Origin of the sequence: Nocardia coffeae (genome assembly GCF_019890715.1) — a bacterium.
GTDB classification, from domain to species: domain Bacteria; phylum Actinomycetota; class Actinomycetes; order Mycobacteriales; family Mycobacteriaceae; genus Nocardia; species Nocardia jiangxiensis.
This window is the reverse complement of the sequence record NZ_JAINZY010000019.1, coordinates 15,991-42,120: the sequence shown is the minus strand read 5'-3', so window position 1 is coordinate 42,120 and position 26,130 is coordinate 15,991. Positions and strand designations below refer to the sequence as shown.

General features: G+C 69.1%; 21 protein-coding genes and 1 pseudogene. 11 read left to right on the top strand and 11 right to left on the bottom strand.

What is annotated here, in order from left to right:
- Position 1: 1 nt before the first annotated feature.
- The gene (locus K7711_RS41550) at positions 2-1,540 is read right to left on the bottom strand and encodes a carboxylesterase/lipase family protein (RefSeq protein WP_222977638.1); all 1,539 of its coding nucleotides are present in this window, start codon (positions 1,538-1,540) and stop codon (positions 2-4) included.
- A gap of 411 nt (positions 1,541-1,951) precedes the next feature.
- Here K7711_RS41550 and K7711_RS41545 point away from each other — a divergent pair, with 411 nt between their 5' ends.
- Both K7711_RS41545 and K7711_RS41540 read left to right on the top strand, forming a co-directional pair.
- Positions 1,952-2,884: a hypothetical protein gene (locus tag K7711_RS41545; protein ID WP_235748613.1), complete on the top strand. Its 933-nt coding sequence runs from the start codon at positions 1,952-1,954 to the stop codon at positions 2,882-2,884.
- 187 nt (positions 2,885-3,071) lie between these two features.
- Positions 3,072-4,415 carry an ABC1 kinase family protein gene (locus tag K7711_RS41540; protein WP_222977637.1) on the top strand — a complete coding sequence of 448 codons (1,344 nt, stop codon included), beginning with the start codon at positions 3,072-3,074 and terminating at the stop codon, positions 4,413-4,415.
- Positions 4,416-4,502: 87 nt separating this feature from the next.
- Here the strand turns inward: K7711_RS41540 and K7711_RS41535 are convergent, their stop codons facing one another.
- The 3 genes from K7711_RS41535 to K7711_RS41525 form a co-directional block, all read right to left on the bottom strand.
- On the bottom strand, positions 4,503-4,787 hold the full coding sequence (locus tag K7711_RS41535; RefSeq protein ID WP_051193573.1) for a WhiB family transcriptional regulator: 285 nt from the start codon (positions 4,785-4,787) through the stop codon (positions 4,503-4,505).
- A 177-nt stretch (positions 4,788-4,964) separates the two neighbouring features.
- Positions 4,965-5,285 carry a hypothetical protein gene (locus K7711_RS41530; RefSeq protein WP_222977635.1) on the bottom strand — a complete coding sequence of 107 codons (321 nt, stop codon included), beginning with the start codon at positions 5,283-5,285 and terminating at the stop codon, positions 4,965-4,967.
- Between the two features lie 172 nt (positions 5,286-5,457).
- On the bottom strand, positions 5,458-7,608 hold the full coding sequence (locus tag K7711_RS41525; RefSeq protein WP_235748638.1) for an ATP-dependent DNA helicase UvrD2: 2,151 nt from the start codon (positions 7,606-7,608) through the stop codon (positions 5,458-5,460).
- A gap of 278 nt (positions 7,609-7,886) precedes the next feature.
- On the opposite strand from K7711_RS41525, the gene K7711_RS41520 reads away from it, so the two are divergent.
- The gene (locus K7711_RS41520; protein WP_222977630.1) at positions 7,887-8,903 is read left to right on the top strand and encodes a DUF4189 domain-containing protein; all 1,017 of its coding nucleotides are present in this window, start codon (positions 7,887-7,889) and stop codon (positions 8,901-8,903) included.
- A gap of 8 nt (positions 8,904-8,911) precedes the next feature.
- Here the strand turns inward: K7711_RS41520 and K7711_RS41515 are convergent, their stop codons facing one another.
- Together K7711_RS41515 and K7711_RS41510 are read right to left on the bottom strand one after the other, a co-directional pair.
- On the bottom strand, positions 8,912-9,364 hold the full coding sequence (locus K7711_RS41515) for a MarR family winged helix-turn-helix transcriptional regulator (protein ID WP_222977628.1): 453 nt from the start codon (positions 9,362-9,364) through the stop codon (positions 8,912-8,914).
- Positions 9,361-9,843 carry an EVE domain-containing protein gene (locus tag K7711_RS41510; RefSeq protein WP_222977626.1) on the bottom strand — a complete coding sequence of 161 codons (483 nt, stop codon included), beginning with the start codon at positions 9,841-9,843 and terminating at the stop codon, positions 9,361-9,363. The genes K7711_RS41515 and K7711_RS41510 overlap by 4 nt, the downstream gene beginning before the upstream one ends.
- A 79-nt stretch (positions 9,844-9,922) precedes the next feature.
- Between K7711_RS41510 and K7711_RS41505 the strand changes: the two genes are divergently transcribed.
- Positions 9,923-10,174, top strand: a complete 252-nt coding sequence (locus tag K7711_RS41505; RefSeq protein WP_040827175.1) for a mycoredoxin — start codon at positions 9,923-9,925, stop codon at positions 10,172-10,174.
- A gap of 195 nt (positions 10,175-10,369) precedes the next feature.
- Here the strand turns inward: K7711_RS41505 and nudC are convergent, their stop codons facing one another.
- Positions 10,370-11,293, bottom strand: coding sequence for an NAD(+) diphosphatase (gene nudC / locus K7711_RS41500; protein WP_222977624.1), 924 nt, complete (start codon positions 11,291-11,293; stop codon positions 10,370-10,372).
- A gap of 60 nt (positions 11,294-11,353) precedes the next feature.
- Positions 11,354-12,418: a potassium channel family protein gene (locus tag K7711_RS41495; RefSeq protein WP_051193574.1), complete on the bottom strand. Its 1,065-nt coding sequence runs from the start codon at positions 12,416-12,418 to the stop codon at positions 11,354-11,356.
- A 97-nt stretch (positions 12,419-12,515) separates the two neighbouring features.
- Here K7711_RS41495 and K7711_RS41490 point away from each other — a divergent pair, with 97 nt between their 5' ends.
- Positions 12,516-12,905, top strand: a complete 390-nt coding sequence (locus K7711_RS41490) for a DoxX family protein (RefSeq protein WP_222977622.1) — start codon at positions 12,516-12,518, stop codon at positions 12,903-12,905.
- 33 nt (positions 12,906-12,938) lie between these two features.
- Here the strand turns inward: K7711_RS41490 and K7711_RS41485 are convergent, their stop codons facing one another.
- Together K7711_RS41485 and K7711_RS41480 are read right to left on the bottom strand one after the other, a co-directional pair.
- A complete protein-coding gene (locus tag K7711_RS41485; protein WP_222977620.1) occupies positions 12,939-16,532 on the bottom strand; it encodes an ATP-dependent helicase in 3,594 nt (1,197 codons plus the stop codon).
- Entirely contained in the window at positions 16,529-20,296 is a 3,768-nt protein-coding gene (locus K7711_RS41480; protein ID WP_222977803.1) for an ATP-dependent DNA helicase, read from the bottom strand. The genes K7711_RS41485 and K7711_RS41480 overlap by 4 nt, the downstream gene beginning before the upstream one ends.
- Positions 20,297-20,811: 515 nt before the next feature.
- Here K7711_RS41480 and K7711_RS41475 point away from each other — a divergent pair.
- The 5 genes and pseudogenes from K7711_RS41475 to K7711_RS41460 all read left to right on the top strand — a co-directional run bounded on the left by K7711_RS41475 (position 20,812) and on the right by K7711_RS41460 (position 24,429).
- Positions 20,812-21,111: an MGMT family protein gene (locus K7711_RS41475; RefSeq protein WP_222977618.1), complete on the top strand. Its 300-nt coding sequence runs from the start codon at positions 20,812-20,814 to the stop codon at positions 21,109-21,111.
- Positions 21,112-21,184: 73 nt separating this feature from the next.
- Positions 21,185-21,550, top strand: a pseudogene (locus K7711_RS49580) (VOC family protein); the annotation flags it as partial.
- On the top strand, positions 21,530-21,919 hold the full coding sequence (locus K7711_RS49575) for a VOC family protein (RefSeq protein WP_443678117.1): 390 nt from the start codon (positions 21,530-21,532) through the stop codon (positions 21,917-21,919). The pseudogene K7711_RS49580 and the gene K7711_RS49575, both read left to right, overlap by 21 nt.
- A gap of 316 nt (positions 21,920-22,235) precedes the next feature.
- Complete coding sequence (locus tag K7711_RS41465; protein WP_222977614.1) at positions 22,236-23,969, top strand: NTP transferase domain-containing protein; 1,734 nt, start codon at positions 22,236-22,238, stop codon at positions 23,967-23,969.
- A 70-nt stretch (positions 23,970-24,039) separates the two neighbouring features.
- On the top strand, positions 24,040-24,429 hold the full coding sequence (locus K7711_RS41460) for a limonene-1,2-epoxide hydrolase family protein (protein WP_222977611.1): 390 nt from the start codon (positions 24,040-24,042) through the stop codon (positions 24,427-24,429).
- Positions 24,430-24,497: 68 nt separating this feature from the next.
- Here K7711_RS41460 and K7711_RS49150 read toward each other — a convergent pair whose 3' ends face one another.
- On the bottom strand, positions 24,498-24,932 hold the full coding sequence (locus K7711_RS49150; protein ID WP_222977609.1) for a YdeI/OmpD-associated family protein: 435 nt from the start codon (positions 24,930-24,932) through the stop codon (positions 24,498-24,500).
- A 252-nt stretch (positions 24,933-25,184) separates the two neighbouring features.
- Between K7711_RS49150 and K7711_RS41450 the strand changes: the two genes are divergently transcribed.
- Positions 25,185-26,066, top strand: a complete 882-nt coding sequence (locus tag K7711_RS41450) for a TIGR03854 family LLM class F420-dependent oxidoreductase (RefSeq protein WP_222977607.1) — start codon at positions 25,185-25,187, stop codon at positions 26,064-26,066.
- Positions 26,067-26,130: the final 64 nt, after the last annotated feature.

The following is a 26,130-nucleotide window of genomic DNA, read 5'->3' as shown; positions in this document are numbered from 1 at the left end:
TTCAGCGCGTCCACAGTGGCCGTTGCGCGGCGAACGGGTCCGCTGCCACGTACGACGCGTCGTTCCAGATCATCGCCTGCCGGGTGCTCGGGGTGTAACGGGGCCAGTCCGGTCCCGGATCGCCGTCGCGCACGAATGATACCCAGGCCGCGTGCATTCGGGTGGCCAGGGCCTGCGGCGGGTTGTCGCCCTCGACGTCGGTGACGCCCTTCGCCTCCAGCAGGTCGAACGCGAACGGGATGTCCAGGCAGTGTGCGGCGAGCCCGTGATATCCGCCGGAAGCCGTTGACGTCCGGTCGAATTCGTACAGCCAGGTGGGCCGACCACGTCGGGCGTGATCCTCGGCGAGCCGGTACGACGGGCCCCGGATGGCCAGATCACTGACGATCTGCCCGACCAGCTGCGCGGCGGTGGAGCTGGGATAGGCTGCGCGATAACCCTTCTCGGCGATCGCATCGATCCGCATCCGGGCCAGCGCGGCAGGGGCGGTGGCATCGGTCACCTTCGCCGAGCCCATGGTGAATTCGTGCCGGGTGAATCCCAGTAGCAGCGGAATATCGGCGCTGTTACCCGAAACCAGCAGCTGCGCACAGGATTCGGGGATGAGTTCGTCGTCGGCGACCGGGGCGAGGTGCAGCACAGCGGGATTCGTGTTGCCGGGCCCCGGCTTGGGCACCATGTTCTGAAGTTTGTGCAACCGGTCCCGGGACAGATCCCGCAGTGCCGCAACGGTTGCGGGCACACCGGTCCGCTTGGTGAACACCGCGGCGCCCGCGGCGGCGGTAGCCCGATCGGCGGGCTGGCCGACCACGCCGGACTGACATATTCCGGCGCGGAACAGCGAGCGCGCGGCGGGTGCGGCCATGAGCGCCCACACCGCACCACCGCCCGCGGACTGCCCGGCCACGGTCACCTTCGCCGGGTCACCACCGAATGCGGCGATATTGTCCCGCACCCAGGTCAGCCCGGCGACCCAGTCCAGGACCGCGCGGTTGTCGGGTGCGCCGTCGACGTGCAGGAACCCCTCGATGCCCAGCCGGTAGCCGAGCGAGACCAGCACCACGCCGTCGCGGTTGAACGCCGAACCGTCGTACCAGGGGCTGGCCGGGGAGCCGCCGACGAAACCACCACCGTGAATCCACACCAGCACAGGAAGTTTCGCGCCCGGCGACGGATCCGGTGTGAAAACGTTCAGGCTCAGGTAGTCCGCGCCCGCGATACTCGGCTCGGGAATCGTGGTCACCGCCGCGACCGGGTGCAGCTGCGCGGTGGGCCCGTAGGCCGTGCAGTCCCGGACCTCGGTCCACGGCGCGGGCGGGACCGGCGCGGCGAACCGCAGCTCCCCCACCGGCGGCTGAGCGTACGGAATCCCCAGGAAGGCGAATCCGGTCGGTCGGCGGACGCCGCGCACCGGCCCGAGTGCGGTGCGGACGGTATCGTGCGGCATCGAATCAGAATGCCCGGTCGAACAGGCCGCCGCCAAGGCCAGCGCACCTGCCCCGAGGATCAGCGATCGGCGAGTGAGTCGGTCCGCGGGCACGGCGACCGAGCCTAGCGGGCACATCGCACCGAACACCCCACCGGCACCGGCCCGGCGACCGATCACACCCGATGACGCGTATGTGACGTGATTCACTCGGCACGCGGAATGGTGTTGCCATCGCGGGACGCCAGCGGATCGGCGGTGTGCCACTTCCCGTCAGTGACCGGGGAGACGCTGGGGATGAATCGAATCGGTCGAAGCCGTCATTTCAGGGTATTCGAGAGGGTGGTGAAAAACTTTGGGTTCCTGGGGATATCGCAACGGACCCGGAACGCGCAGGACAGGGGTGAGCGGGGCGGGGACACGGGGTCGTCCTGGGTGAATGTCCTGTGGATCAGTGGTCGATTCTGTGGATAACCAGGGGTTTTCGTGGTCCCGGCGGCGGCCCTCGCCGCGACACTGATGCGCATGAACGTCTTTCGCCCTCGTGGGCCGATGTTGCATTCGCGGGTGACGGTGCTGCGGCGTCCGTCGGGGACGGTGCAGTTGGGCTGGGATCCCGAACATGCCGTGGTACTCGAGCCCGCGGGTGTCGCCGCCGACACCGTGGCGGAGTTCCTGCGGATGCTGGACGGGCTGCGCAGCCATCCGCACATCGTCTGGCAGGCCGACGGTTTGGGCATCGGCGTCGAGGAAACCCTGCGGATGCTGGCCGAACTCGATGCCGCCGGACTGCTCGTCCACCCGCGATCGCGGCCCGCGCAGGTACACCGAATCCATGTGCACGGTCGCGGGCCGCTGTCCGAGGCCGTCGCCACGGGCGTGCGCCGCCTCGGCCTGCGCCCGACCCGCTCGCGCGAATATCCCACAGCCGCCACGGCGTCGAACTGGTCCGCCGACGTGGTGGTTCTGGCCGACACCCTCGTCCCCGATCCGATCCTGGTGAACGACCTTGTGCTGCACCGGATTCCGCACCTACCGGTGCGCATGCGCGACGGCCGCGGCATCGTCGGCCCGCTGGTGCTGCCCGGCGGCACCAGCTGCCTGCGCTGCGCGGATCTCACCCGCGGCGATATCGACCCGGAATGGCCGCATCTGGCCGCCCAGCTGCTGGGCCGGATCGGGTACGGTTCCGCCGCCGCGATCACCGCGACCACCGCACTGGTCCTGCGTGATCTCGAGGCGGTGGTCGAATGCGCCACCGAACGCCCACCCCGAACTTTGAACACCACACTGGAATTGGATCCCGACACCCATCGCATCGCCCGACGTCACTGGCCGATACACCCCGGCTGCGGCTGCCGAATATTGGCCGAGGCCGGGACCGGAGCGGTGGTCAGGACCACAACCACTGAAGCCGAGACCCGGACCGGAGGCGTCGTCGCGGGGAGTGCGCGGTGACGAGACCGGTGGGCGTAACCGCTTCACAGCACGCCGAGAGCGACCGGTCATATTGTGTCGTCGCTCACAGTTGAACTCGCCGCGAGCGGTCTCCCGGCCGCCCACAACGACTGTGACACATGCCACGTGCAGGTCTTTTACCCAATTCTCATGGCACGGCGCGCGGTCGGTCGGGAATGATGGGGTTGTGTCTGAGATTGTGAGCCGCCGCTCCTCCCGTAATGCCAAGCTGGCCAAGATTCCGCTGGGCATCGCCGGTCGCGCGGCCGTGGGATTCGGTCGCAAGCTCGCCGGGGGCGACAAGCAGGAGATCAACGCGGAGCTGAATCAGAAGGCCGCCGAGCAGCTTTTCTCCGTCCTCGGGGAACTCAAGGGCGGGGCAATGAAATTCGGACAGGCGCTCTCGGTGATGGAGGCCGCGGTTCCGGAGGAGTTCGGCGAGCACTACCGCGATGCGCTCACCCGGCTGCAGGCGGCCGCGCCCCCGATGCCCGCCAACGCCGTGCACCGCATGCTCGACCAGCAGCTCGGCACCGCGTGGCGACAGCGCTTCAAGGAGTTCGACGACGCTCCGGCCGCGTCGGCGAGTATCGGCCAGGTGCACCGGGCGGTGTGGTCCGACGGCCGGATCGTCGCGGTGAAGGTGCAGTATCCGGGCGCCGACGAGGCGCTGCGCGCGGATCTGAAAACCCTCAACCGGATGGCCGGAATGATGGGTTCGGTCATCCCCGGCGCCGACGTCAAACCGATCCTCGCCGAGATCACCGAGCGCACCGAGGAAGAACTCGACTACCGGCACGAGGCCGCGAATCAACGTCAGTTCGCCAAGGCGTTCGACGGCCATCCGCGATTCGTGGTGCCCAAGGTGGTGGCGAGCGCGCCGAAGGTGATCGTCACCGAATGGCTCGATGCCACACCGGTTTCCGCGATCATCAAGCGCGGAGCCGAGGATCCCGAGGGCACCGTCGAGGAGCGCAACGCCGTCGGCGCGCTGATGGGCGAATTCCACTTCTCCTCCCCCGCGATCGTCGGTCTGCTGCACGCCGATCCGCATCCGGGCAATTTCATGATGCTGCCGGACGGCCGGCTGTCGGTGATCGACTACGGCGCGTGCGCACCGCTGCCCGACGGATTCCCGGCGCTGCTGGGCCAGATGGTGGCCATGGCGGTGGACGAGCGGTTCGACGAGCTGACCGCGCTGATGTACGACAACGGCTGGGTCATCCCGGGCCGCACGGTGACTCACCAGGAGATCTCCGATTACCTGCGGCCGTTCACCGATCCCATCCAGACCGAGTCCTTCCACTTCACTCGCAAGTGGATGCAGCGCGTCGCGGGCAAGGCCACCGACATCAACCGGCCGGAGATGAAAACCGGTATGGCCCTGCAACTTCCGGCAGAGCATGTGATGGTGTTCCGGGTGCTGGCCGGATCCATCGGGATCTGCGCGCAACTCGACGCCGAGATCCCGTTCATGAAGCTTATGCAGGACTGGGTGCCCGGTTACGTCGAACACCGTTCCGCCAGCTGATAATTCGGACTTTCTCCGGATAAGGGCGAGCCCCGCATCTCCGGTCGAGATGCGGGGCTCGGTGCCGTCCCCCGGAAGTCGTCCGGCTCACGCCAGAGCGACCTTGCGCGGGCGGCCACGGGGCCGCTTGCGGGCGATCACGACACCTTGGTCGAAGATCTCGCCGCCCCAGACCCCCCAGGGCTCAGCACGATCCAGGGCAGCGCTCAAGCAGCCCTTACGGATCGGGCAGGAAGCGCACAGCGCCTTCGCCTCCTCCAGTTGCGCGGGGCTCTCGGCGAACCAGAGATCGGGGTTGCCGACCCGGCAGGGCAGGCTCAGGGAAACCCCCCGAGTACGGGTAGCCGGGGCCACGGGTGTACGGCATGTCACGCGAAATGCGGTCGCGGTGGACACGTCTTGCTCCTTCAGCTCGTGCAGCGGTCATAGGTGGTGGAAGACAACTGCGTTGTCTCCCGCGAAACCGGGGCCGGTGGCTGAGAGCCGGTAAAACAATGGCCACGGTTTCGCTGGTGCGATCCGTGGCCAGAGGCTGTGGGAAGAGTTTCCCTACCTGAGTCGACTTCGGTGTCGACTCCTGATCACGGTCGCTGGGTGGGCCTGGCGGAGGTGGAATGCCTGCAGCAGATAGGCCGCCATGGGTGCGGCATCGGCTGCGTCGGCACCGGCATTCGTGAATGCCGGGCGCCAGCTCCGCTCGAGCTTGTCCGTTTTGATTTCACGCTGCGGCGCTTGCAATTCGGCACCGAAAACGCTTGCAACGGAATGCCCGGTCCCCTGCATGGCGAGGACCCCCCGGGAGACGGACGCACCCGGAATCACCGACACGGCAATGCCGATCGGGGCGATGGTGTTCGCGATTCCGTTCATTTCGTCTGCCTCCCTCCATGAATCGTTGTCCGTCGATGTACTGTGCGCGCGGGGATTGTCCTCCCGTTGCTTGCAATCCACCCTACGGGCGTCTTACAGACCCGCACAACCCATTTTTCACCTGCAGTTTTGGGGGCATGCGGCCACCCGCGGAATGTGGTTGTGTCGGTGGTTATCGCGCTGCCATCCGCGAGCGCACGATCGCCAGCAACTCCGGGCCGAACTGCTCCCGACGCTGCTGTCCCATCCCCGGCACCCCGGCCAGTGCGTCGTCGGTGGTCGGCCACTGTTCCGCGATCGCGGTCAGGATGTTGACGCTGAGCACCGCGAACGGTTTGATCTCCAACTCGTGCGCCTTGTCGCGCCGCCAGTCCTGCAGCTCGGCCAGCAGCACCGGATCCACCTCGCCGGGGCAGCCCGCACACCGCCCGAGCAGGGTGTCGCGGGAGGCGAGCAGGGAGCGGCCGCACACCCGGCAGACCGGCAGGCGCTTGGTGCGTTCGGCGCCGGGATCGGCGCGGCGAGCCACCAGTGAGGCCGGGGAATCCTCGGGGACCAGGCCGTTCAGGAAGCGGCTGCGCCGGCGCGAGCTGCGTGCGCCCTCACTGCGGGCCAGCGCCCAGGTCAAGCGCAGATGTTCGCGAGCGCGGGTGACGCCCACATAGAGCAGCCGGCGCTCCTCCTCGAGCGCCGCCTCGTCGGCGACCGCGCCGCCGTCACCCAGCACGTGCGAGATCGGCAGGGTGCCATCCGCCAGACCGATCAGGAATACCGCATCCCATTCCAGTCCCTTGGCCGCGTGCAGCGAGGCCAGGGTGACGCCCTGCACCGTCGGTGGATGGCGGGCCTCGGCGCGGGCGGCGAGTTCGCGCAGCAGGCCGGGCAGGGCCAGTTCCGGATCGGCCTCGGTGAGTTCCTCGGTGAGGCGGACCAGCGCGTTCAACGAGGCCCAGCGTTCGCGGGCCTGCGCACCGCTGGGCTCGATGGCGGTCAGGCCCAGCCGGGACAGGGCCGCGCGCACCAGCGTGATCAACTCCGGGCCGCGCGCGTCGGGGAGATCTTCGCGAGATGCGTTCTGGCGCAATGCCTGTACCGCCTGGCGGACCTCCGCGCGCTGGAAGAAACCCTCGCCCCCGCGCACCTGATACGGAATGCCTGCCTCGGTCAGTGCCTGTTCATAGGCCTCGGACTGCGCGTTGATCCGGTACAGCACGGCGATCTCCGCGGCCGGGACGCCCTTGCTCAGCAGGCGCCCGATGGCCTTGGCGACACCGAGCGCCTCCGCGGGTTCGTGCTCGTATTCACCGAAGGTCGGTTCCGGGCCGTCGGGTCGCTGGCCGATCAGCTGCAGCCGGGTGCCCGCGATCCGGCCGCGGGCCGCGCCGATCACCCGGTTCGCCAGCGCCACCACCTGCGGAGTCGACCGGTAATCGCGTTCGAGGCGGACCACCGTCGCCTCCGGGAAGCGGCGCGAGAAGTCCAGCAGATACCCCGGACTCGCGCCGGTGAAGGAATAGATGGTCTGATTCGCGTCGCCGACGACGGTCAGATCGTCGCGACCGCCCAGCCAGGCATCCAGCACACGCTGCTGCAGCGGCGTGACGTCCTGATATTCGTCGACGACGAAACACCGGTAGCGACCGCGGAACTCCTCGGCCACGGCGGCGTAGTCCTCGAGTGCGGCCGCGGTGTGCAGCAGCAGATCGTCGAAGTCCAGCAGCATGCCCTCGGGCGTGGTCTTGAGCGATTCGTAGCTGGTGTAGACCTCGGCGACCCGCTGCGGGTCGTACGGCGTCTCGCGCCGGTGCCGGGCCGCGGCCGCGGCATAGTCCTCGGGAGCGATCAAAGATGCTTTGGCCCACTCGATTTCGCCGAGCAGATCGCGCACGCTCTCGGTCGCGGTGGACAGTCCCACCCGGTTCGCCGCCTGCGCGACGATCGGGAACTTACCGTCCACCAGCCGCCACGGCACCTCGCCGACGACCTGCGGCCAGAAGTACCGCAGCTGACGCAGCGCCGCCGCGTGAAAGGTGCGGGCCTGCACCGTATTCGCCGTACCGCCCAGCCCCAGCGAGCGCAATCGCCCACGCAGTTCACCGGCCGCGCGCGCGGTGAAGGTCACGGCCAGTACCTGATCGGCCCGGACGTGCCCGGCCGAGACGAGATGAGCGATGCGATGGGTGATCGTGCGGGTCTTGCCGGTACCCGCACCCGCCAGCACACACACCGGCCCGCGAGGCGCCCGGACGGCGGCCGCCTGCTCGGGATCGAGTCCGTCGAGCGGGTGGCCGGACGAGGCGGGCAGAGCGGGCACGGGCTCCATCATGACAGCGCGGTCCGACAGATTCTCCGGGTACCGCCCGCCGCCGTGCTCCCGGCCACCGAAGTTGCCTGCGCGATCGTATCGTCGGCTCCGAAATCCGATGGCACGCCGATTTCGCTGGTGGCACACTACATTCATCGAGCATGCGACGGTCAGCCGGACGTGCGCTACAGTGACGAGCCGATGTGGGCTCGAGAGTACAGACGGGGGTGTTCAGCGGTGGTACCGACAGCAGCGCAACACCTTTCCCTCGTGATTGACACCAAGGCGGTCGACCGGTGAGTTACCCCCCGCAGCCACCCCAGCCGGGTCAGCCCGACGAAGAGGCGGCGAAGCCCACGATCCACTACTCGGGACCGCCGGATCAGGCGCCGGGCCAACCCGCACCGGGTGCTCCGTACCCGCCTCCCGGGCAGTCCTCGCCGGACAACCCGACCCAGCAGATCGGCCAGTCCGCACCGCACAACCCGACGCAGCCGATCGGCCAGTCCGCACCGGGAATTCCGTATCCGGCCGATCACGCCACCCAGATGTATTCGGGTCAGCAGCAGCCGTACACCGCACCGCCGCAGCCGTACACCCCCGAGCAGCCGTACACCGGACCGGCCCAGCCCTATGCGGGCGATCAGGGTTATCCGCAGGGGCAGTATCCGTCCGGTCCGGCGTATCCGCAGGCGCAGTACTCCCCCGAGCAGCAGTATCCGCCGACGCAGGGCTATCCGCCGGGACAGATTCCGCCCGGCCAGATTCCGCCCTACGGGACCGGCGGCCCGGCCGGATCCGGTGGCGGCGGGGGCACCAACATTCCGCTGGTCATCGCGGCGGTCGTGGTCGCGTTGATCGTCGTCGGCGTCGGCGGGTACTTCCTGCTGCGCCCGCATCACAGCGACAACAACGTCGCGACCGGAACCTCGACCACCACGTCGGCGGAGTCGTCGGAGACCGAGACGACGACCACCGCGCCCGAGACCACCACCACCGAACCCGAGCCCGCCGACGAATGGATCGCCGCGACCTACAACGCCGACACCCACCAGGTTTCGTGGGCCAAGAGTTCGGTCGGGTCCGACGACGCCACCTCGCGCGCCAACTCCCAATGCGGCAACAGCTGCCAGCCGGCCACCTGGGCGAAGAACGGGTGCGTCGCGATCGCCGTCGGCGCGCGCGACGGCTGGGCCGGTTCCTGGGGCTCCACCACGTCGGAGGCCGAATCCAAGGCCATCTCCTCGGCGCAGACGAACTTCAAGGTCGCCGGGCCGTTCCACACCTGGTCCAAGTGCGCGAGCGACAGCTGAGCGGGCGGCTATCGATCGCGTAGCCGCCGCAGGTTCCGGGCGAAATCGGCGGCGTCGGCCCCGAGCCGGTCGAAGAAGTCCCGGTCGCAGGCTTCCACGGCGGTAATGGCACGGTTCACCAGCGCCGTGCCCGCCGCGGTGGGGAGCAACGCCTTGGCGCGTCGGTCGCTGGGATGATCGCGGCGCTCGACCAGTTTCTTGTGCTCCAAGGTGCGCAGGACCTGGGAGGTCATCATCGGATCGGTGGCCGCGTGCTCGGCCAGGTCCCGCTGGGTGACCGGTTCACCGGCGGCCGTATCCGTGAGCCAGGTGACCGCCGCCAGCAGCACGAACTGCACATGGGTGAGGTCGAACGGGGCCAGCGCCGTACGCTGGGCGGCCTGCCAGCGGTTGGTCACCTGCCACAGCAGCAGACCCGGACTGTCGTCCGCGCGGGCGAATTCGGTGTGCAGTGCGTTCACGCGCCGATCATCGCCCTGGAGATCACCCCGAAGTCGTGTGCGCTGAGCTCGACCAATCCGCGCCGGAGCACGACGCCCCAGTTGGGGACGCTGGTCAGTTCGAGTTCCCCGCGCAACGCATCGATCGGCACCTCCCGGATTCCGGTGTCGTAGCTCACCGCCCGACGCCACGGCCGGAAGCAACCACCCTGGTCCTCGGCCTGCCAGACCGGGCGATCCTCGATCACGCCGAGCGCGGTGAACGCCTTGATCACCGCTCCCTCGCGCATCCCGGTACGCGGCGAGTAGTGCACCAGGCCGTCACCGGGCCGCATCCGCTCGACCGGTGCGCGTTTGCCGTGATTGGCCTGTGCGACACCGAGTTCCACGCCGCGACGGACGTGGTCGCGAGAGACCACGGCCAGCCAGTACCTGCTCGTGCCCACCGGATCGGGTATGAGCTGCCACTGTGTTCGATCGTCCCGAGCTGTACGCGTCATGAATATAGTATGCGCGCTTACTATTCGTCGCCGCAACCCCGCCGGGAACACCGTCGGGCCGCACGATGTTGAATCAGCCGTGACTGGAACCGATCTGACCATGTACTCCACGACCTGGTGCGGCTACTGCCGCCGCCTCGAGAAGCAGCTCGACGAGGCGGGCATCACCTACACCAAGGTCGACATCGAACAGGACCCTGCTGCGGCCGAGTTCGTCGGCAGCGTCAACAACGGCAACCACGTGGTGCCGACCGTGAAGTACAGCGACGGTTCCACCGCCACGAACCCAACCCTGGTCCAGGTCAAGCAAGCCCTCTCGGCCATCGCCTGATCCCGGTGTCTTTGGCCTACGCTCCGCTCCGGCGTGTTCGCGGCCCCCTGAGGCTCGCCGATGAGCACTCGAGACTCGGGCTTCGCCCATGCGCTTCGAGTGCTCATCGGCGAGCCGGGCCGCGAACCGAAGGATGAGGGATTGCGGGTTGACGGTGCCGCCGCGAAGCGCCGGGGCGAAGCCGAGGCCGAAAACTCACGCAGCCCAGGATTCGACGATGGTGCGGGCGATGGAGATGGAGCCAGGCAGCAGTAGACGATGTTGATCTGCGTTGGCAGCCGCGCTCCCTGTGACCGAGCCCCACGCGCCCGCGGCCAGGGCCGCACGCACCTCGTCGCGGGTGAACCAGTGCGCCTCGGTGATCTCGCCGTCGGAGAAGACCAGCGGCTGATCCGGGTCGCCGACTGCGGCGAAACCGAGCATCAGCGAACGCGGCAGCGGCCACGGCTGGCTGCCCAGGTATCGGATGTCGCGGACGTCGACGCCGACCTCCTCGCGAATCTCCCGCTGCACACACCGCTCCAGCGACTCCCCCGCCTCCACGAACCCGGCCAGGATCGAGAACATCCGCTCCGGCCAGGTGTGTTGGCGAGCCAGCAGCACCCGGTCGCCGCCGTCGTGGACGAGGCAGATCACGGCCGGATCGATGCGCGGGAATTCCTCGTGCCCGGCCTCGTTGAAGCGCGACCAGCCGCCCTTCGCCGCCGTGGTGGCCGACCCGTCGACGGCGCTGAAGGTGGCTCGATCGTGCCAATTCAACAGTGCCAGAGCAGTTGTCAGCACACCGAGGGTGGCGTCGTCGAGTTCCACCGGACCCATGCCGACCGCGCGCAGATCCATCAGCTGCCCGTCGATCTCGTTGTCCCGCACCGCCCAGATGTGGCCGTCGTCGACACCGAGGAACACCGCCTCCGGGGCCGGTTCGGCGGCCAGCGAGGTCGCCGCCTCCAGTACCACCGTCGCCCCGTCGACCCGGACCTGTCCGCGTCGGTTCATCCGCAGCAGCCGAGCGGTGGCCCAGCCCTGCTTCAACGCCTGCTCGTCCGAACGCAACTCCTCGGCTCGATCGAGTCCGGAACGGGACAGCAGCGGAACTTCATTCAATTCGAAACCAGCCACCCGTCGAGCCTATCCGCCGGAAGTGACGAACCCCGAGGCGGCAGCGAACAGCTCGGCGAACTACTGCTTGTGCGCGCGGTGGATGTACAGCAGTTTGTCGCCGGGCTCCAGTGCGTCCACCTCGGGCTCGTCGGCGCGGATGAGGCGATCCTCGCGCACGACGCCCAGCACCGTGTCGCGCAGATGACGTGGTGAACCGCCGACCTCGTCGGCATCGACCTCGCGTTCGGCGACGGCGAAACCCACCTCCGGGGTCAGCAGATCCTCGATCATGTCGACCACGCTGGGGGTGATGGTGGCGACGCCGAGCAGACGGCCCGCCGTCTCCGAGGAGACCACGACCGAGTCCGCGCCGGACTGACGCAGCAGATGCGCGTTCTCCGATTCCCGGATCGAGGCGATGATCTTGGCCGTCTTGTTGAGTTCGCGGGCGGTGAGCGTGACCAGCACGGACGTATCGTCGCGATTGGCCGCGACCACGATCGCGGACGCGTGCTGAACTCCGGCCAGCCGCAGCACATCCGAGCGCGTGGCCGACCCGGTCACCGTCACCAGTCCCGCGTTCGACGCGGCCTCGAGCGCCGCCGGATCGACGTCGACGACCACGATCTGCGCGGCGGGTACACCGTCACCGAGGATCGCGTCCACCGCGGTGCGGCCCTTGGTTCCGTATCCGACGACCACGGTGTGATTGCGCACCCTGTGCCTCCATCGCTGAATCTTGAACGCCTGCCGGGATCGATCGGTCAGCACCTGCAGGGTGGTGCCGACCAGCACGATCAGGAACAGGATGCGCAGTGGCGTGATGACGATCGTATTGATCAGCCGGGCGTGCGCGGTATAGGGCGTGATGTCACCGTAGCCCGTGGTCGACAGCGAGACCGTCGAGTAGTACGCCGCATCCAGCAGGCCCAGCCGGGTGCCGCGGCTGTCGTGATAACCGTCACGGCCGAAGTACACCACCGCCGTCGCGAGGGCCAGCATGCCGAGTGCCAGCGCCACCCGGCGCACCAGCGCGGCCCACGGGCTGGACTGCAGTTCCGGGATACGCAGAATACCGACGAGCTTGTAATCGGGCCGGTCGTTGAGTCGCGGCAATCCGGGCGAGGGCTGCTCACCGAACATCGAACTCACCATCCCCTCGCGTGCGCCACACGCACCGCAGCGTACCGTTCCACGACCCACTCGACGGGATCGGCGCACGGATGGAACAGTGGTCCGCATGAACGAGCAATCCCCGGCGCGGCCCGGCCGCCTCTATCTGCTGATCGCGCTGCTGTTCGGTGTCGGCACACTGCATTTCGTGGCGCCGAAACCGTTCGACTCGATCGTGCCCGGCGCCCTGCCCGGCAAGGCCCGCACCTACACCTACCTGTCCGGTGTCGCCGAGATCGCGGTCGGCCTGGCCCTGGCCCTGCCGCGCACCCGCCGCCTGGGCGGACTGCTGGCTGCCGCACTGTTCATCGCGGTCTTCCCGGCCAACGTCAAGTTCACCGCGGACTCGCTGGGCAACCCGAAGGCCCCGCTGCCGATCAAGATCATCTCGGTACTCCGCCTGCCCATGCAGATCCCGATGGTGACCACGGCGCTGAAGATCAGCCGCACCGCCTGAGCCCGCCGCGAATCACACACCGGGACGGGCGATTCACTCTCCGGGCTCGTCCTCGTCGGTGGTTCCGGCGAGCGGAGTCGCGGTGATCAGCGCGGCGAGTTCGGCGGGGCCGGGCAGGTCCGGCGGGGCAATGGTGCGGCCCGTGCGGACGTAATGGAATGCGGCACTGATTCTTTCGAGCATCTCGGCTTCGGGTGCGCCGGTGCGGGCGGCCATCAGGCGAGCCCAGGCCAGGCGATAGACCGCCAGCTGCATCGCCACCGAATGCTCCTGTGCGCGGGTCGGTTCCGCGCCGGTCTTCCAGTCCACCACCAGCCAGCGGCCACCGGATTCGGCGAAGACCGCGTCCATCCGGCCCCGAATGAGCGTTCCCGCAACGGAAGTCTCGAAGGCGACCTCGACCTCGACCGGATTGCGATTGGCCCAGGACGAGGACAGGAACGCCTCCTGCAGCCGGGTGAGTTCGGCGTCGACCTCCTCCGGATCCTCCATGCCGGACAGTACGTCCAGGTCCAGCAGCTGATCGGCCCCGAACCAACGCTGCAACCAGGCGTGGAACGCGGTGCCTCGGCGCGCGAACGGACTCGGCGGATACGGCAGCGGACGCCGCAGCCGGGCAGCCAGTTTCGCCGGATCCGCCCGCAACTCCACCAGCGACGTGGCGGGCATCTGTTCGGGCAGCTCCACCTCTGTGATCGGGTCGGCGGCGGCGAAATGCTCGGCGAGCAGCGCGTCCACGTCGGCGGACCAGCCCTCGGGATCATCGGGGTCATCGGCGAAATCCGCATCGCCGGTGGCGAATTCGGGTGATTCCGCGTCGTCCGGAAAATCGTCCGGATCGGCGAAGAGAGCCAATTGCCCAGCAGGGCCGGTCGATTCGGAAGCTCGGTTGTCGCCGGAGGCAACCTGGTTGGTGAGTTCACTTTCGGGCGGCAGGTCCGCGAGCGAGTCTCGCACCAGCGTCGCACCCGATTCCAGTGCGGTGCGGCGTTTGCCGAGGGGGTCACGGGGCCAGGTCGCGCTGGCCGGATCGTCGGTGAACGGGTTGACCGCGTCGGGGGGCGGGGCCTGATCCCAGCGGTCGATGCGGACGGCGGTGGCCAGGTCGGCGCCGGGAACCTCGGTGGCGTGTTTCAGCTCGAGCAGGAAGTCCGAGGGGCCCTTGGGCAAGGACCCGGTCTCGGCCCAGTGGTGTGCCGAAACGAACAGGGCGCGTTCGGTTCTGGTGAGCGCGACGTAGAACAGCCGGCGTTCCTCGTCGATCCGGCGACGGGCGAGCGCATCCTTGTGTTCCTTGATGGCGCGTTCCAGATCGGCGCGGTCGTAGAGGCCGGACAGGTCCAGGACCGGCACACCGTCGCGGGCGTCCTCGCGCTGCCGGTCGCCGCGTAGCGAGGTGGGCAGCTCGGCGAGCGCACCGAGCCAGGTTCCGGCCGCGGCGCCCGAGGGGAAGACCGAGCGCACGACGTGCGGAACGGCCACCACCTCCCATTCCAGGCCCTTGGCGGCGTGCACGGTCAGCACCTGCACGCGATCGCGGGCGACCTCGACTTCGCCCGGCTCCAAACCGTTCTCGACCTCCTCGGCCGCGGCGAGAAAGGTCAACAGACCGGTCAGGTTCGCCCGGTGATCGCTCGCATAACCGGCGACGACCTCGGCGAAGGCGTCCAGATGTTCGCGCCCCGCGCCACCGCCCGCCGCCGCGCGACGCGCCTGGGTCTCCACCCCGACCCCGATGGTCCGCTCCACATCGGCGACCAGTTCGGGCAGCGACTGCCCGCCGCGTTCGCGCAGGGCGGCCAATTCCTGCCCCAATGCCTCGATCCGCCGAAATCCGGGCTCCGAATACTGTTCCGGCGCACCGGGATCGGCGATCGCATCGGCCAAGCCGGCGCGTTCGGCGGGTTCGGGGGCGACGGTGTGCAACGCCTCGGCCAGGGCCGCGGTATCGGTGATCACGGCGGCCTGTTCTTGCGGACGGGTGATGGACAGATCCCGCGCGCGACGCGCCAGCGCGGCCAGATCGGTGACCCCGATGCGCCAGCGTGCCCCGGTCAGGATGCGCATCGCCGCACTTCCGGCCGCGGGATCGGCGATCAGGCGCAGGGTGGCGACCACGTCGGCGACCTCGGGTGTGGCCAGCAATCCGCCCAGACCGACGATCTCCACCGGTAATCCCCGCTCGCGCAACGCTTCCGCGAGCGGAGCCGCATCGGCGTTGCGGCGCACCAGCACCGCCGATGTCGGCGGGGCGGCACCGGCGTCGGCATACGCCTCCCACTCCGCGGCGATCCGCTCGGCGATCCATTCCCGTTCGTCGGCAACGGTTTCGGTGAGCGCGAGGGCCACCGCACCCGGGACCGCGCCGGGCCTGGGCCGCAACGCGTCGACGCTCACCCCGCCCTCGGTGTGCCGCAGCGGTTCGGCGACCAGATTCGCCAGATCCAGCGCCTCGGGCGGATTGCGCCAGCTGGTCAGCAGCGGCAGAATCGGCGCGGGAATGCCCGGCGCACTGGGGAAATCGGTCGCGAAACGAGGCAGATTGGCCGCCGACGCGCCGCGCCAGCCGTAGATGGACTGCATCGGATCGCCCACCGCGGTGACCGCCAGCCGCGATCTCTCGGGACCGAGGGAATCATTCTCCGCACCAGGGAAATTCGACTCGTGAGCAGCCGGTGCACCCTCCGCGTCCGGATCGCCGAACAACGCCGCGAGCAGAATGCGCTGCGCGTGACCGGTGTCCTGGTACTCGTCGAGCAGCACCACCCCGAGCCGACCGCGCTCGGCGGCGCCCACCTCCGGATGTTCCGCGGCCAGGCGGGCGGCCAGTGACATCTGCGAGCCGAAATCCAGTGCGCCCCGGCGGCGCAACTCCTCGGCCAGGCGGCGCACCAGCGGCAGCAGCGCCACGCGTTCGGTCTGCACGGCGATGATGTTCTGTAGATCCTGACTCGGCCCGCCGCGTTGGCGCGGCCCCTTCGGCAGCGTGTAGACCAGCTTCTCCAGCTCGGTGTGCGCCTGCACGAGTTGCTCGGGTTCCACCAGATGTTCGGCCAGCTGCCCGGCGAGCGCGAGCACGGCCTCGGTGACCGATACCGGAGTGCGCTGGGTCTCCAGATCACCGTCCCAGGTACTGACCACCCGGTGGGCCAGCTGCCACAGCTGCGTCTCGGTCAGCAGCGTCGCGGTCGGCTCGACCGGCAACAGCAGTCCGTACTCGCCGAGCAGGCGGCCCGCATACGAGTGGTAGGTGCTGATCTCCGGTTCCGACCCGGTCAGCAGGCCGCGCAGTCGTCCGGTCGTATCGATCTCGCGCAGCAGCGGCGATCCGGCCAGCCGTGCGAGCCGGGTGCGGATACGCGTGGTCAACTGCTGCGCGGCCTTGCGGGTGAAGGTCAGGCCGAGCACCGCATCGGGGACGACCAGACCGTTGGCGACCATCCACACCACGCGGGCGGCCATCGTCTCGGTCTTGCCCGCGCCCGCGCCCGCGACCACCAGCGTCGGGCCGGGCGGTGCGGCGATCACCGCGGCCTGCTCGTCGGTCGGCGGCGGCAGCCCGAGCGCGTCGGCCAGCTGCCACGGCGTGATGCCGCGACGACCGGTCCGCTCGCCGGGCACGCTCACTCCTCGGTCACCTGGCGCCCCGAATCCTGAACCGGGCAGCTGCCCGCGACCGTGCAGTGGCGGCAGCCGTCATTGCGGACGGCCAGATAACTCGGGCCGCGGGTCGCCGCGGCGGCATCGTGAATGGTGTTGCGCCACTGCTGGATCGACTCGTCGTCCAGGGCGGTCTGCAATCGCTGCGCGGCGCCCTCCTTGGCGCTGGGTTTGGCGACGTAGACCAGGCGCGCCCCACCGGGCTGCGGATCCGTGCCGGCGTCGTCCAGGGCCCCCGCCGCAGCCGCCACCTGATAGGTCGCCAGCTGGGCGTGGTTCTGGGCGGCCTGTTTGGAGATGGGCGTCTTACCGGTCTTCACGTCGACGATCACGAAGCGTCCCAGCGCATCCCGCTCCACCCGGTCCACCCGGCCGCGGATGCGCACCGGATACTCGTCGGCGGTGCGGGCGGGCAGCACACAGTCGACGGGCACCTCCACACCCAGCTGGGTGAGTTCGGTGCGGGTGTTGCGCAGCCAGGCCATGAAGGTGTCCAGCATCGTCTCGGTGCGGCGCAGATCCAAGCGGGAATGCCAGCTGTGCGGGCCGTTGTCGTCCGAACTCGGATCCACCGCCTTCCACGCGCGCACCAGCGCCGCCTTGACGTCGGCCTCGGTGACCTGCCCGGCCAGCGCCTGAACCAGGGTGTGTACCAGATTTCCCTTCACCGCATAGGGATTCTCCCCGTCGCTGCCGCCGTGCCGTTCCAGGGCCCAGCGCAGCGGGCAGGTCTCGAGCAGTTCGACCGTGGAGGGGGACAGCGCGACCGGCCCCTCGTCCTGACCCCACAGCGGCAGTTGTGAGCTGAGTTCGGCGGCGCCGTACCAGTCGTCGGGATGTGCGCCGCGAACCCGGGCGCGGGCCAGCCGGGCGAGCTGGCGCGCCGCGCGCTCGCGACGTTGCGGAGTGTCCTCGGGATCGCATGCCACCGTGCGCAGTTCGGCGATCAGCGCCTGCATGACCAGGGCCCGTCCGGGGTCGACCGGTGGCGGGATACGGCCCAGCTCACCTGAGCCGGCGTTGGCATCGAGTTCGGCCAGGAAGCGCGAGGGCACCAGATCACGATCGCCCGACACGGATTCGACGGCCGTGACCAGCAGCGAGCGCCGGGCCCGGCTGCACGCGAGCAACAGCAGCCGCCGCTCCTCGGCCAGAATGGGCGCGGAGCGACTCAGCTGTTCACCCGGAAAGCCAACTCCGGCAAGAAGATCCACCAGATCCTCGACCCCGAGCAGGGTGCCGCGCGGCCGCAGATTCGGCCAGATCCCCTCCTGCACACCGGCGACGGCGACCACATCCCATTCCCGGCCCGCCGCGGTATGCGCGCTGACGATCGCGACCGCACCACCCGGATCGGTGACCGGGGCCGAATCCTGCGGAATCTCCTGCTGCTCCAGATATTCCACGAATCCCTCGACGGTCGCCCGAGGCAGCCGATCCACGTAGGCCGCGGCCGCATCGAACAATCCGACCGCGGCGTCCAGATCGCGATCGGCCTGCAGCGCGCCCGCACCACCGCGCTCGGACTGCCCGACCCAGCGTCGCTCCAGACGCGAGGCCGTCCACAACGCCCACAGCACATCCTCGAGCCCGGCCCCACGCCGCAATGCCTTGTCCGCCCGCCGCACCGCGGTCAGCACCCGCCGCAGCGGCACGGATTCCACGTCGGTCAGCCGTTCCAGCATCGACGCGTCACCGGCCCCGACGATCAGATCCCGCAGCACCTGCGCGGAGGACCGATCCAGATCCGCGAACCGATCGGAATCCATGGTGTCGCCGTCGAATTCGAGTTCGTCAGCGGTGTCGGTTGCCTTCCCACGCCGACTCGGCAGACCGCGGGAATCGGCGTCGGCACCCGATGCGGCCGTCGTGCGCACCTCGGACAGGCCGGAGCGTTCGAGAGTCTCATCATCGAGGTCACCGGAGACCGCGCGTCCCGATGTGCCGTCACCCTGTCCGGAATCCGCTCCGGCTGCCTTGCCGCCGTCATGTGCGGCACCGTAATTCGACAGTTCAGAACTGTCGGCATCGCCTGGTTCCGGCGGGGGTTGCCGACCAGCGGCGGCCCACGGATCGGACGGGTCCTCGCGGCGGCTGCGTTCCAGGATGGTGCGGCGGATACCGCGACGCAGACGGCGAAGGCTGATCTGGTCGGCTCCGCCCAGGGGGCCGGTGAGCAGATCGAGGGCGTCGTCCTCGGTGAACAGGTCGGGGCGGTCCCGGGTCGCGGCGAGCAGGGCACGCAGGGCCAGCAGCATCCATCCGGCCCCGCGACGCCGGGCCAATGGCACATCCGGTTTCGGTTGCAGCACAGGGACTCCGGCGGACAGCAGAGCGCGGCGCAGCGGGGCCAGCGACAGCGGGACCGACCGCACCACGACCGCCATCCGAGACCAGGGCACGCCGCCGGTCAGATGCGCGCGACGCAGATGGTCGGCGATCAACGCCGCCTCCTTCGCCGGAGTCGTCAGCACCTGCACCGTGAAATTCGCGTCCTGGTGTTCGACGCCCTCGGTATCGGCCACCGCAACGCTCGGCTCCGCCGGGAATGCCGCCGCATCGAGATGTGCCGGTGAATTCTTCTCGGGGGCACGCATTTCCCCCGAAGAGGTGTGCCGGTGTGCCGCTCGGCCCGGCATACGGTCGCGAATCCGGGCAACCGCCTCGTCGACGACCGGGGCGGCCCTATGGTTGTCCCGCAGCAGGATTCGACGCTCGGGCCGCGTCTCCAGATCGGTGAGGAACTGCGGATCCGCACCACGGAAGGTGTAGACGGCCTGATCGGGATCGCCGGCGATCACCGTCGTCGCACCGCCTCCCCCGATCACACGAATCAGTTGCGCCGCAAGCGGATCCAGATGCTGGGCGTCGTCCACGAGCAGACCGTGGATGCGGGCGCGTTCGGCGTCGAGCAGGCGGGGTTCCATCGCGAGAGCGTCCAGGGCCGCGCCGACCAGTTCCGCGGCATCGAGGGCGGGCGCACTCGCTTCCGGCGCCTCGATACCGACCGACCAGCGCAACAGCATGGCCTGCTCGTAGCGCTCGGCGAAACGTCCGGCGGCCTCCCATTCCGGACGCTCGTGCATGCGCCCCAGGTCGACCAGATCCTCGGGCCCCAGGCCACGTTCGGTGGCACGCAACATCAGATCGCGCAGCTGCTCGGCGAATCCGAGGGTGCCCAGGGCCGGATGCAGGCGCTGCGGCCACAGATCCATCGCACCGCCGTACGGGCCGCCGGGACCGGCCTGGATGTCCTCCAGTTCGCCGCGCAGCATCTCGCGCAGCACGACGTCCTGTTCCGCGCCGGTCAGCAGCCGGGGCGGCGGATTGCCGTTCAACTCGGCCTGCATACGCACTATCGCGAACGCGTAGGAGTGCACGGTGCGCACCAGCGGCTCGCGCGTCGCCCCCGGCACACCGCCGACGGTCTCCTCGGCGGCGGCCGAGACTTGCCGGGTGATGGCGTTGCGCACGCGCAGCGCGGCCTGTTTCGAATGGGTGAGCAGCAGGATCGACTCCGGATCCGCACTCGCGGCGATCCGGTCGGCGGCGATATCGATCAGCAGCGAGGTCTTACCCGTGCCCGGCCCGCCCAGCACCTGCCAGGGCCGCCAGCCCGGATCCGCGCCCGCACCACCCGCGAACAGCATCCGGACGTCGGCGCCCCATTCCCGCGGGCGGGGGGCCGTCTCGCCACGGCGCACCAATCGCACCGGGCTATCCGATCGCATCACGACCGCTATTTCAACAGACGAGGCCGACAGAAATAATTTCGCCGCAGCAAATCGCCAGGTCCGAGACATGTGTATCCGTCCCGTGATCGGCCTGCCGAGTTACCCGAACCAGCCGCGAGACGAATTCGCCCGACTGCCGCGCACCTCGTCCGAGACCCGCGGCAGCAGCGCGAATCCGATTCCCCCGTGCGCCATACGCAGCCCATGTCCGCGAATCCGATCAGCCCACGATCGATTGGTGTCCGTGCGCCGCAATGGCGTCGAACCGTGATTCACGCCCGTCCCGAGAGCAATCATCCGGCGCGCGGTCGCCCCGTCCCAGCGGCGTGAATCCTCGCAGAACCACCGGCTCACCGCATCGCCGGGGCGGCCGGAAAACACGGCATCGAACCTTGTCGGTGCGGCCGGGCACAATGGGGCGGTGCTCATGCCGCAGGTTCATCGCATCGGTGTCCGGCCGAAACTCGGTCCGTTCGGGGTGACGGCCGCCGTGTCCGGGCCCGGGTGCTGACGTGCCGACCACCGATGCGCAGATCGAGCGGGTGCGTGAGCTGGTCGCGGCCATTCCGCCGGGTCGGGTGAGTACCTACGGCGATATCGCGGCCGCGGCCGGATTGTCCACCCCGCGCACGGTCGGATGGATCATGCGCACCGATGCCGCCGATCTCCCCTGGCATCGGGTGCTGCGGGCCGACGGGTCGCCCGCACCGCATCTGGTGCATCAGCAGCTGTCCCGGCTCGCCCTGGAAGGCTGCCCGATCCGCGGGGATCGAGTGGATATGGCGGCCGCGCGACACCGATTCCCGGACTGAGGGACGCGCCCGGACACCTCGCGAACCGGGCGAATCCACCCGCGAGCCGGGGTGCGGAAGCTACCGTTGAGTCATGTCCACCCGGCTGGCGTGCGTGGTGTTCGACGTGGCGAGTCCGCGTCAGGTGGCCCGGTTCTGGGCCGAGTTGCTGGGGTGGCAGGTGACCCTCGACCGGGCCGGTGAGGTCGACGTGGCCGCACCTGACCCGGATGCGCTCGACGTCGCGCTGAGCTTCGTGCCCGCCCGGACGCCCAAGGTCGGGAAGAACCGCATCCATCTGGATCTGGCCAGTCAGTCGCTGGATCATCAAGTCGTACAGGTGGATCGGGCGTTGTCCCTGGGGGCGCGACGGATCGACATCGGCCAGGGTGCGGTGCCCTGGGTCGTGCTCGCCGATCCGGAGGGCAACGAATTCTGCGTGCTGGAACCGCGCGAGGAGTACATCGACACCGGCGCGGTCGCCGCCATCGTCGTCGACACCACGGACCCGTCGCGACTGGCTACGTTCTGGTCGACCGCCTCCGGTTGGCCGATCACTCACGAACGCAATCGCTACGCGGGTATCCGCTCGGCCACCGAACAGGGCCCCTGGCTGGAATTCCTGCAGACACACCATGATCCGAAGAATCCCGGTCACCTGCACCTGGACCTCGTCCCCTTCCCCACCGACGACCCGGCCCGCGAGATCGAGCGGCTGTGCGCCGCCGGGGCACGCACACCCGGCCCCACCGACTCCGCCACCCCGCCGATCATCCTGGCCGACCCGGAAACCTACGAGTTCCGGCTCCTGCGCCCCCACCAGGACTGAACACATACACGCGCGCGCCGCACAGCCGCCTCCCGCACTGGCCATGGGCCCCACCGCAACGCGGCGACGACCAGCGGCATGCGCGGCCGGGCGTGCCGAATCGATCAGGCCCCGACGATGGACGGTCTCGCAGAATCCTCCTGAGCCGCACGGCCCCACGGGCACGGCGTCATCGATCCGGGCCGACGGGACGGCGCAGCGGCACACCGGTGGGAGATCATCTGCCCGTGCGTATCGCCGAGGCGCCGCTGTGACGCGGCCCTGCCGACCGGACGAACTACGATCGGCGCATGGACTACCGCGCGGGTGAACGATCGTGACCACCGTGGACGCGATCGTGCTGGCCGGAGGGCGGGCCAGCCGAATGGGCGGGGTGGACAAACCGGCGATCGTCGTCGGCGGGCAATCGATGCTGGAGGCCGCCATCGGTGCGGTGGCCGCATGTATCCGCACGGTGGTGGTGGGACCGCACCGGCCGGATCTGGGCCCGGATATTCGGCAGGTGCAGGAGATTCCGGCCGGGTCCGGTCCGGTGGCCGCGATCTCGACCGGACTGAAAGCGTTGGCGGACTGTGATTTTCCCGCCGATCTGATGGTCGTGCTGGCTGCGGATATGCCGTTCCTGACCGCCGCGGCAGTGGATGCCCTGATCGCCCGCGCCGTCGAATCCGGAGCCGATGCGGTTTTCGCCGCCGACGAGTCCGGGCGTCCGCAATATCTGGTCGGGGTGTGGCGGCGCACCACGCTGCAAAATGGCATCGAACGGCTCGACGCGCCGGTCAATCAGCCGATGAAGGCTCTGATTCCCGAACACGCGCTGCTGATGCCATTGACGGACGTCACCGATTGCGACACCCCTGACGATATCGCCCGAGCCCGCGCGCAGGCCGCGCCACTCTCACTCGATCAGGCGCGAAATGTTGTGCGCCACAAGTTGTCCCGGCTGCCTTCCCGACGTGTCACGCTCAGCCGGGCGGCGGGCGCGATCCTGGCCGAACCGTTGACCGCCGCCGAGGCGCTGCCGCGATTCGACGTCTCGGCGATGGACGGCTACGCGGTGTCCGGGCCCGAGCCGTGGCGGGTGCGGCGCGATATCGGGTTCGCCGGTGGGGAACGTCCCGCCGGACTGCGCGCCGGGGAGGCGGTTCGGATCGCCACCGGCGCGCACATCCCCGAGGGCACCGAGGCGGTGGTGCGCGACGAATTCGTCCGCGCCGATGCCGACGGACTACATCGCTTGCCGGACACCCCGATTCGCGACGACATCCGCCGCCGCGGCGAGGACTGGCGACCCGGCGATGCGCTGGCTCCGGCGGGCACTCCGGTCTCGCCCGCACTACTGTCGGTCGCCGCGGCGGCCGAGGTGTACGAGGGACTGGTGCACGGGCCCGTGCACGCGCGAATCGTCATGACGGGCGACGAGATTCGCAGCGAGGGCCCGCTGCACACCGGGCAGACCCGCGACTCGATCGGCCCGGTCCTGCCGGATCTGTTGTCCTGGTGTGGCATTCGTTCCTTGGACCGGGTCCACCTGCGCGACACCGCGAACGGTTTCGACGAGGTGCTGGCGCAGGCCGTCGACTGTGAACTGCTGGTGATCGTCGGCGCGACCGGAGGCGGCGCGGCCGACCAGCTGCGCGCATCGCTGGAACGCACCGGAGCCCACCTGCCGGTGCACCGATTGCGGCTGCGCCCCGGCGGATCTACCGTCGTGGCCGAAACCCGCAGTGGGACAGCAATCCTGGGACTGCCCGGAAATCCGTTCGCGGCAGTGGCAACCCTGCTCACATTGGCTCCCGCGATCATCGAGGGTCTCACCGGACGCCCGCCCCGCCGCGCGATCACCGGTCCGCTGCACAACGCCGCCGACATCTCCGGCCCCGTCCCGCGCATCGTGCCCGCCCGCGCCGCCCCCGAAGGCGGCTGGACCGGCGACCCTGGCATCCGCACCGCCCACTTGGCGGGCCTGCTCGACCGCGACGGCCTGGTGATCGTCCCCGCCCATGCCGAGAACGGAACGTCGGTCGAATTCCTGCCCCTGCCGGACTGAACCGGGGGGGTTGCGTCCGCCGAGCGAGATCGGCATCGGAGAAACGCGTTCTAGAAATCAGGAGGACCACATGACCACACCCGGCGAACTCGTCACCGAATTCTGTGCCGAATGGCGCACCGGCACACCGGAATCCATCGTCGAGTACTTCACCGACGACGCGGTCTACCACAACATCCCGATGCCCCCGCTGACCGGGAAACCGGCCATCCTGGAATTCCTGCGCGGATTCATCGGCGGCTTCGGCAATATCGACTTCGACATCCACCACCAGGCCGAAGTCGGCACAACGGTACTCAACGAGCGCACCGACCGTTTCACCATCGGCGAGAACAAGATCGAGCTCCCGGTCATGGGCAGCTTCGAGATCCGCGACGGCAAGATCGCCGCCTGGCGCGACTATTTCGACATGGCCCCGCTGAACGCCCTAGCGGCAACTGACGAGAAGCAACGGTCGTGACCGGAATCGTCATCGTGACATGGCTTTTCACCCACCCGACGCGCTTCTGCCGGTGACGAAGGTCCGGACTACCGCAATGCCTCGATCGTCTTCTCGATGCGGCGAATCCGTGTTTCGGTGCGTTTGGCTTCGGTGACGGCGGTGACGTATTCGCGGCGGCGGCTGTAGGAGAGGGCGTCGAAGCGGGCGCGCAGGTTCGCTTCGACGAGTGCCGCGGCCAGGTCTTCGGGGATTTCGACGGTGCGTTCGGCGGTGTCTCGCTCGACGGTTACCACGACCGTGTCGCCGGGGGTCTTGTGCAGTGCGGCGCGGATGTCCTTGCGTATGCCCAGGCAGGGGCCTGCACCCATCGACGCGATCGAACCGGTGTACTCGATCCCGTCGAACGTCGCCCGCACCGGTATGCGCCCGCCACCGCCCAGCGCGTCGATCACCTCCGCGGGTACCGGTACGAACGCACCACCACCCCGCGCGGGCTCGATCCTCGCCTCGAATCGCTGCACGATCGCACCCTAGCCTTCACCGCGGTGCGTCGAGTCGAGCCTGCCCGATTCCACGGCAGGGATCGTCGTCCCACGATCGCTTCGCCGAGTACGGGCGACGCCCGCCGCTCGCCGGGTCGGCCGCCGATCAGCGGGCTGCTTTCCCGGGGAGACAGCCCGTGACCGGCCGGGCCGGACGTGATCGCGCCCGCGGGGAATGTACGGCGGCCGGTTTCGGGTTGGCACCGAATGAGTTCGGCGGAGGAGGTGCGGATGAAAGTTCGATTCGGGGTGGCCGCGGGGGTCGGGAGTGATCCGGCGCGTTTCGCGGGGTTCGTGGACCGGTTGGAGGAGACCGGGGTGGACTCGCTGTGGCTGCCGGAACTCGTGTACTCGAAAGCCGTGGATCCGACGGTCGGGATGGCGTTCGCGCTCTCGCGGACGACGCGGCTGAAGGTGGGGACCTCGGTGGCGATTCTGCCGGGGCGGCATCCGGTTCTGGTGGCCAAACAACTGGCCACGCTGGCGGCGCTCGCCCCCAAACGCGTGCTGCCCGTCTTCGGTCTGCGACCCGCGCAACCCGCCGAACACGAACTGTTCCCGGTGCCGCAGGGCAAGCGGGCGGCGGTATTCGACGAATCGCTGCGACTGTTGCGCGAGGTGCTGGACAAGGAGCGAGTGGACTTCGCGGGCGAGTTCTTCACACTCGACGGCGAGGGGCTCGAGGCGCGCCCGGCACGGCCGCTGGACATCTGGCTCGGCGGTTCGGCACCCGCGGGATTGCGGCGGGTGGGCCGCCTCGCCGACGGCTGGCTCGGCAGCTTCCTGACCCCGGCCGAGGCCGGACGCGCCCGTGAGACCATCCGGTCCGCCGCCGCGCAGGCCGGTCGGGAGATCGAGGACGACCACTACGGCATCACCGTATTCCTCGCCGAGGACGGCATCGCACCCGAGCGGGCCGCGCTGATCCGCAACCGTCGCCCGGACATCGATCCGAGCGAACTCATCGCGAACGGCTGGTCCGGTCTGCACCGCCTGATCGACGGATATCTGGCGGCGGGACTGAGCAAATTCGTCATCAGCACCACGGGCGATCGCCCGTACGAGGAGTTCATCGATCGATTCGCGGCCGAGCTACTGCCCCGGCAGAACTGACGCGCGCCCGCGTAGACGCTCGCATATGTTTCTGCGTGTCCGGGCCATGGGCACGCGCACCGCG

What these genes read in the sequence shown, in the direction of transcription:
- K7711_RS41490 (WP_222977622.1), top strand. Translation starts at nt 12,516, where the DNA reads ATGAACGAGCAATCCCCGGCGCGGCCCGGCCGCCTCTATCTGCTGATC.
- K7711_RS41480 (WP_222977803.1), bottom strand. Translation starts at nt 20,296, where the DNA reads ATGCGATCGGATAGCCCGGTGCGATTGGTGCGCCGTGGCGAGACGGCC.
- K7711_RS41530 (WP_222977635.1), bottom strand. Translation starts at nt 5,285, where the DNA reads ATGAACGGAATCGCGAACACCATCGCCCCGATCGGCATTGCCGTGTCG.
- K7711_RS41450 (WP_222977607.1), top strand. Translation starts at nt 25,185, where the DNA reads ATGAAAGTTCGATTCGGGGTGGCCGCGGGGGTCGGGAGTGATCCGGCG.
- K7711_RS41525 (WP_235748638.1), bottom strand. Translation starts at nt 7,608, where the DNA reads ATGGAGCCCGTGCCCGCTCTGCCCGCCTCGTCCGGCCACCCGCTCGAC.
- K7711_RS41545 (WP_235748613.1), top strand. Translation starts at nt 1,952, where the DNA reads ATGAACGTCTTTCGCCCTCGTGGGCCGATGTTGCATTCGCGGGTGACG.
- K7711_RS41510 (WP_222977626.1), bottom strand. Translation starts at nt 9,843, where the DNA reads ATGACGCGTACAGCTCGGGACGATCGAACACAGTGGCAGCTCATACCC.
- K7711_RS41460 (WP_222977611.1), top strand. Translation starts at nt 24,040, where the DNA reads ATGACCACACCCGGCGAACTCGTCACCGAATTCTGTGCCGAATGGCGC.
- K7711_RS41495 (WP_051193574.1), bottom strand. Translation starts at nt 12,418, where the DNA reads ATGTTCGGTGAGCAGCCCTCGCCCGGATTGCCGCGACTCAACGACCGG.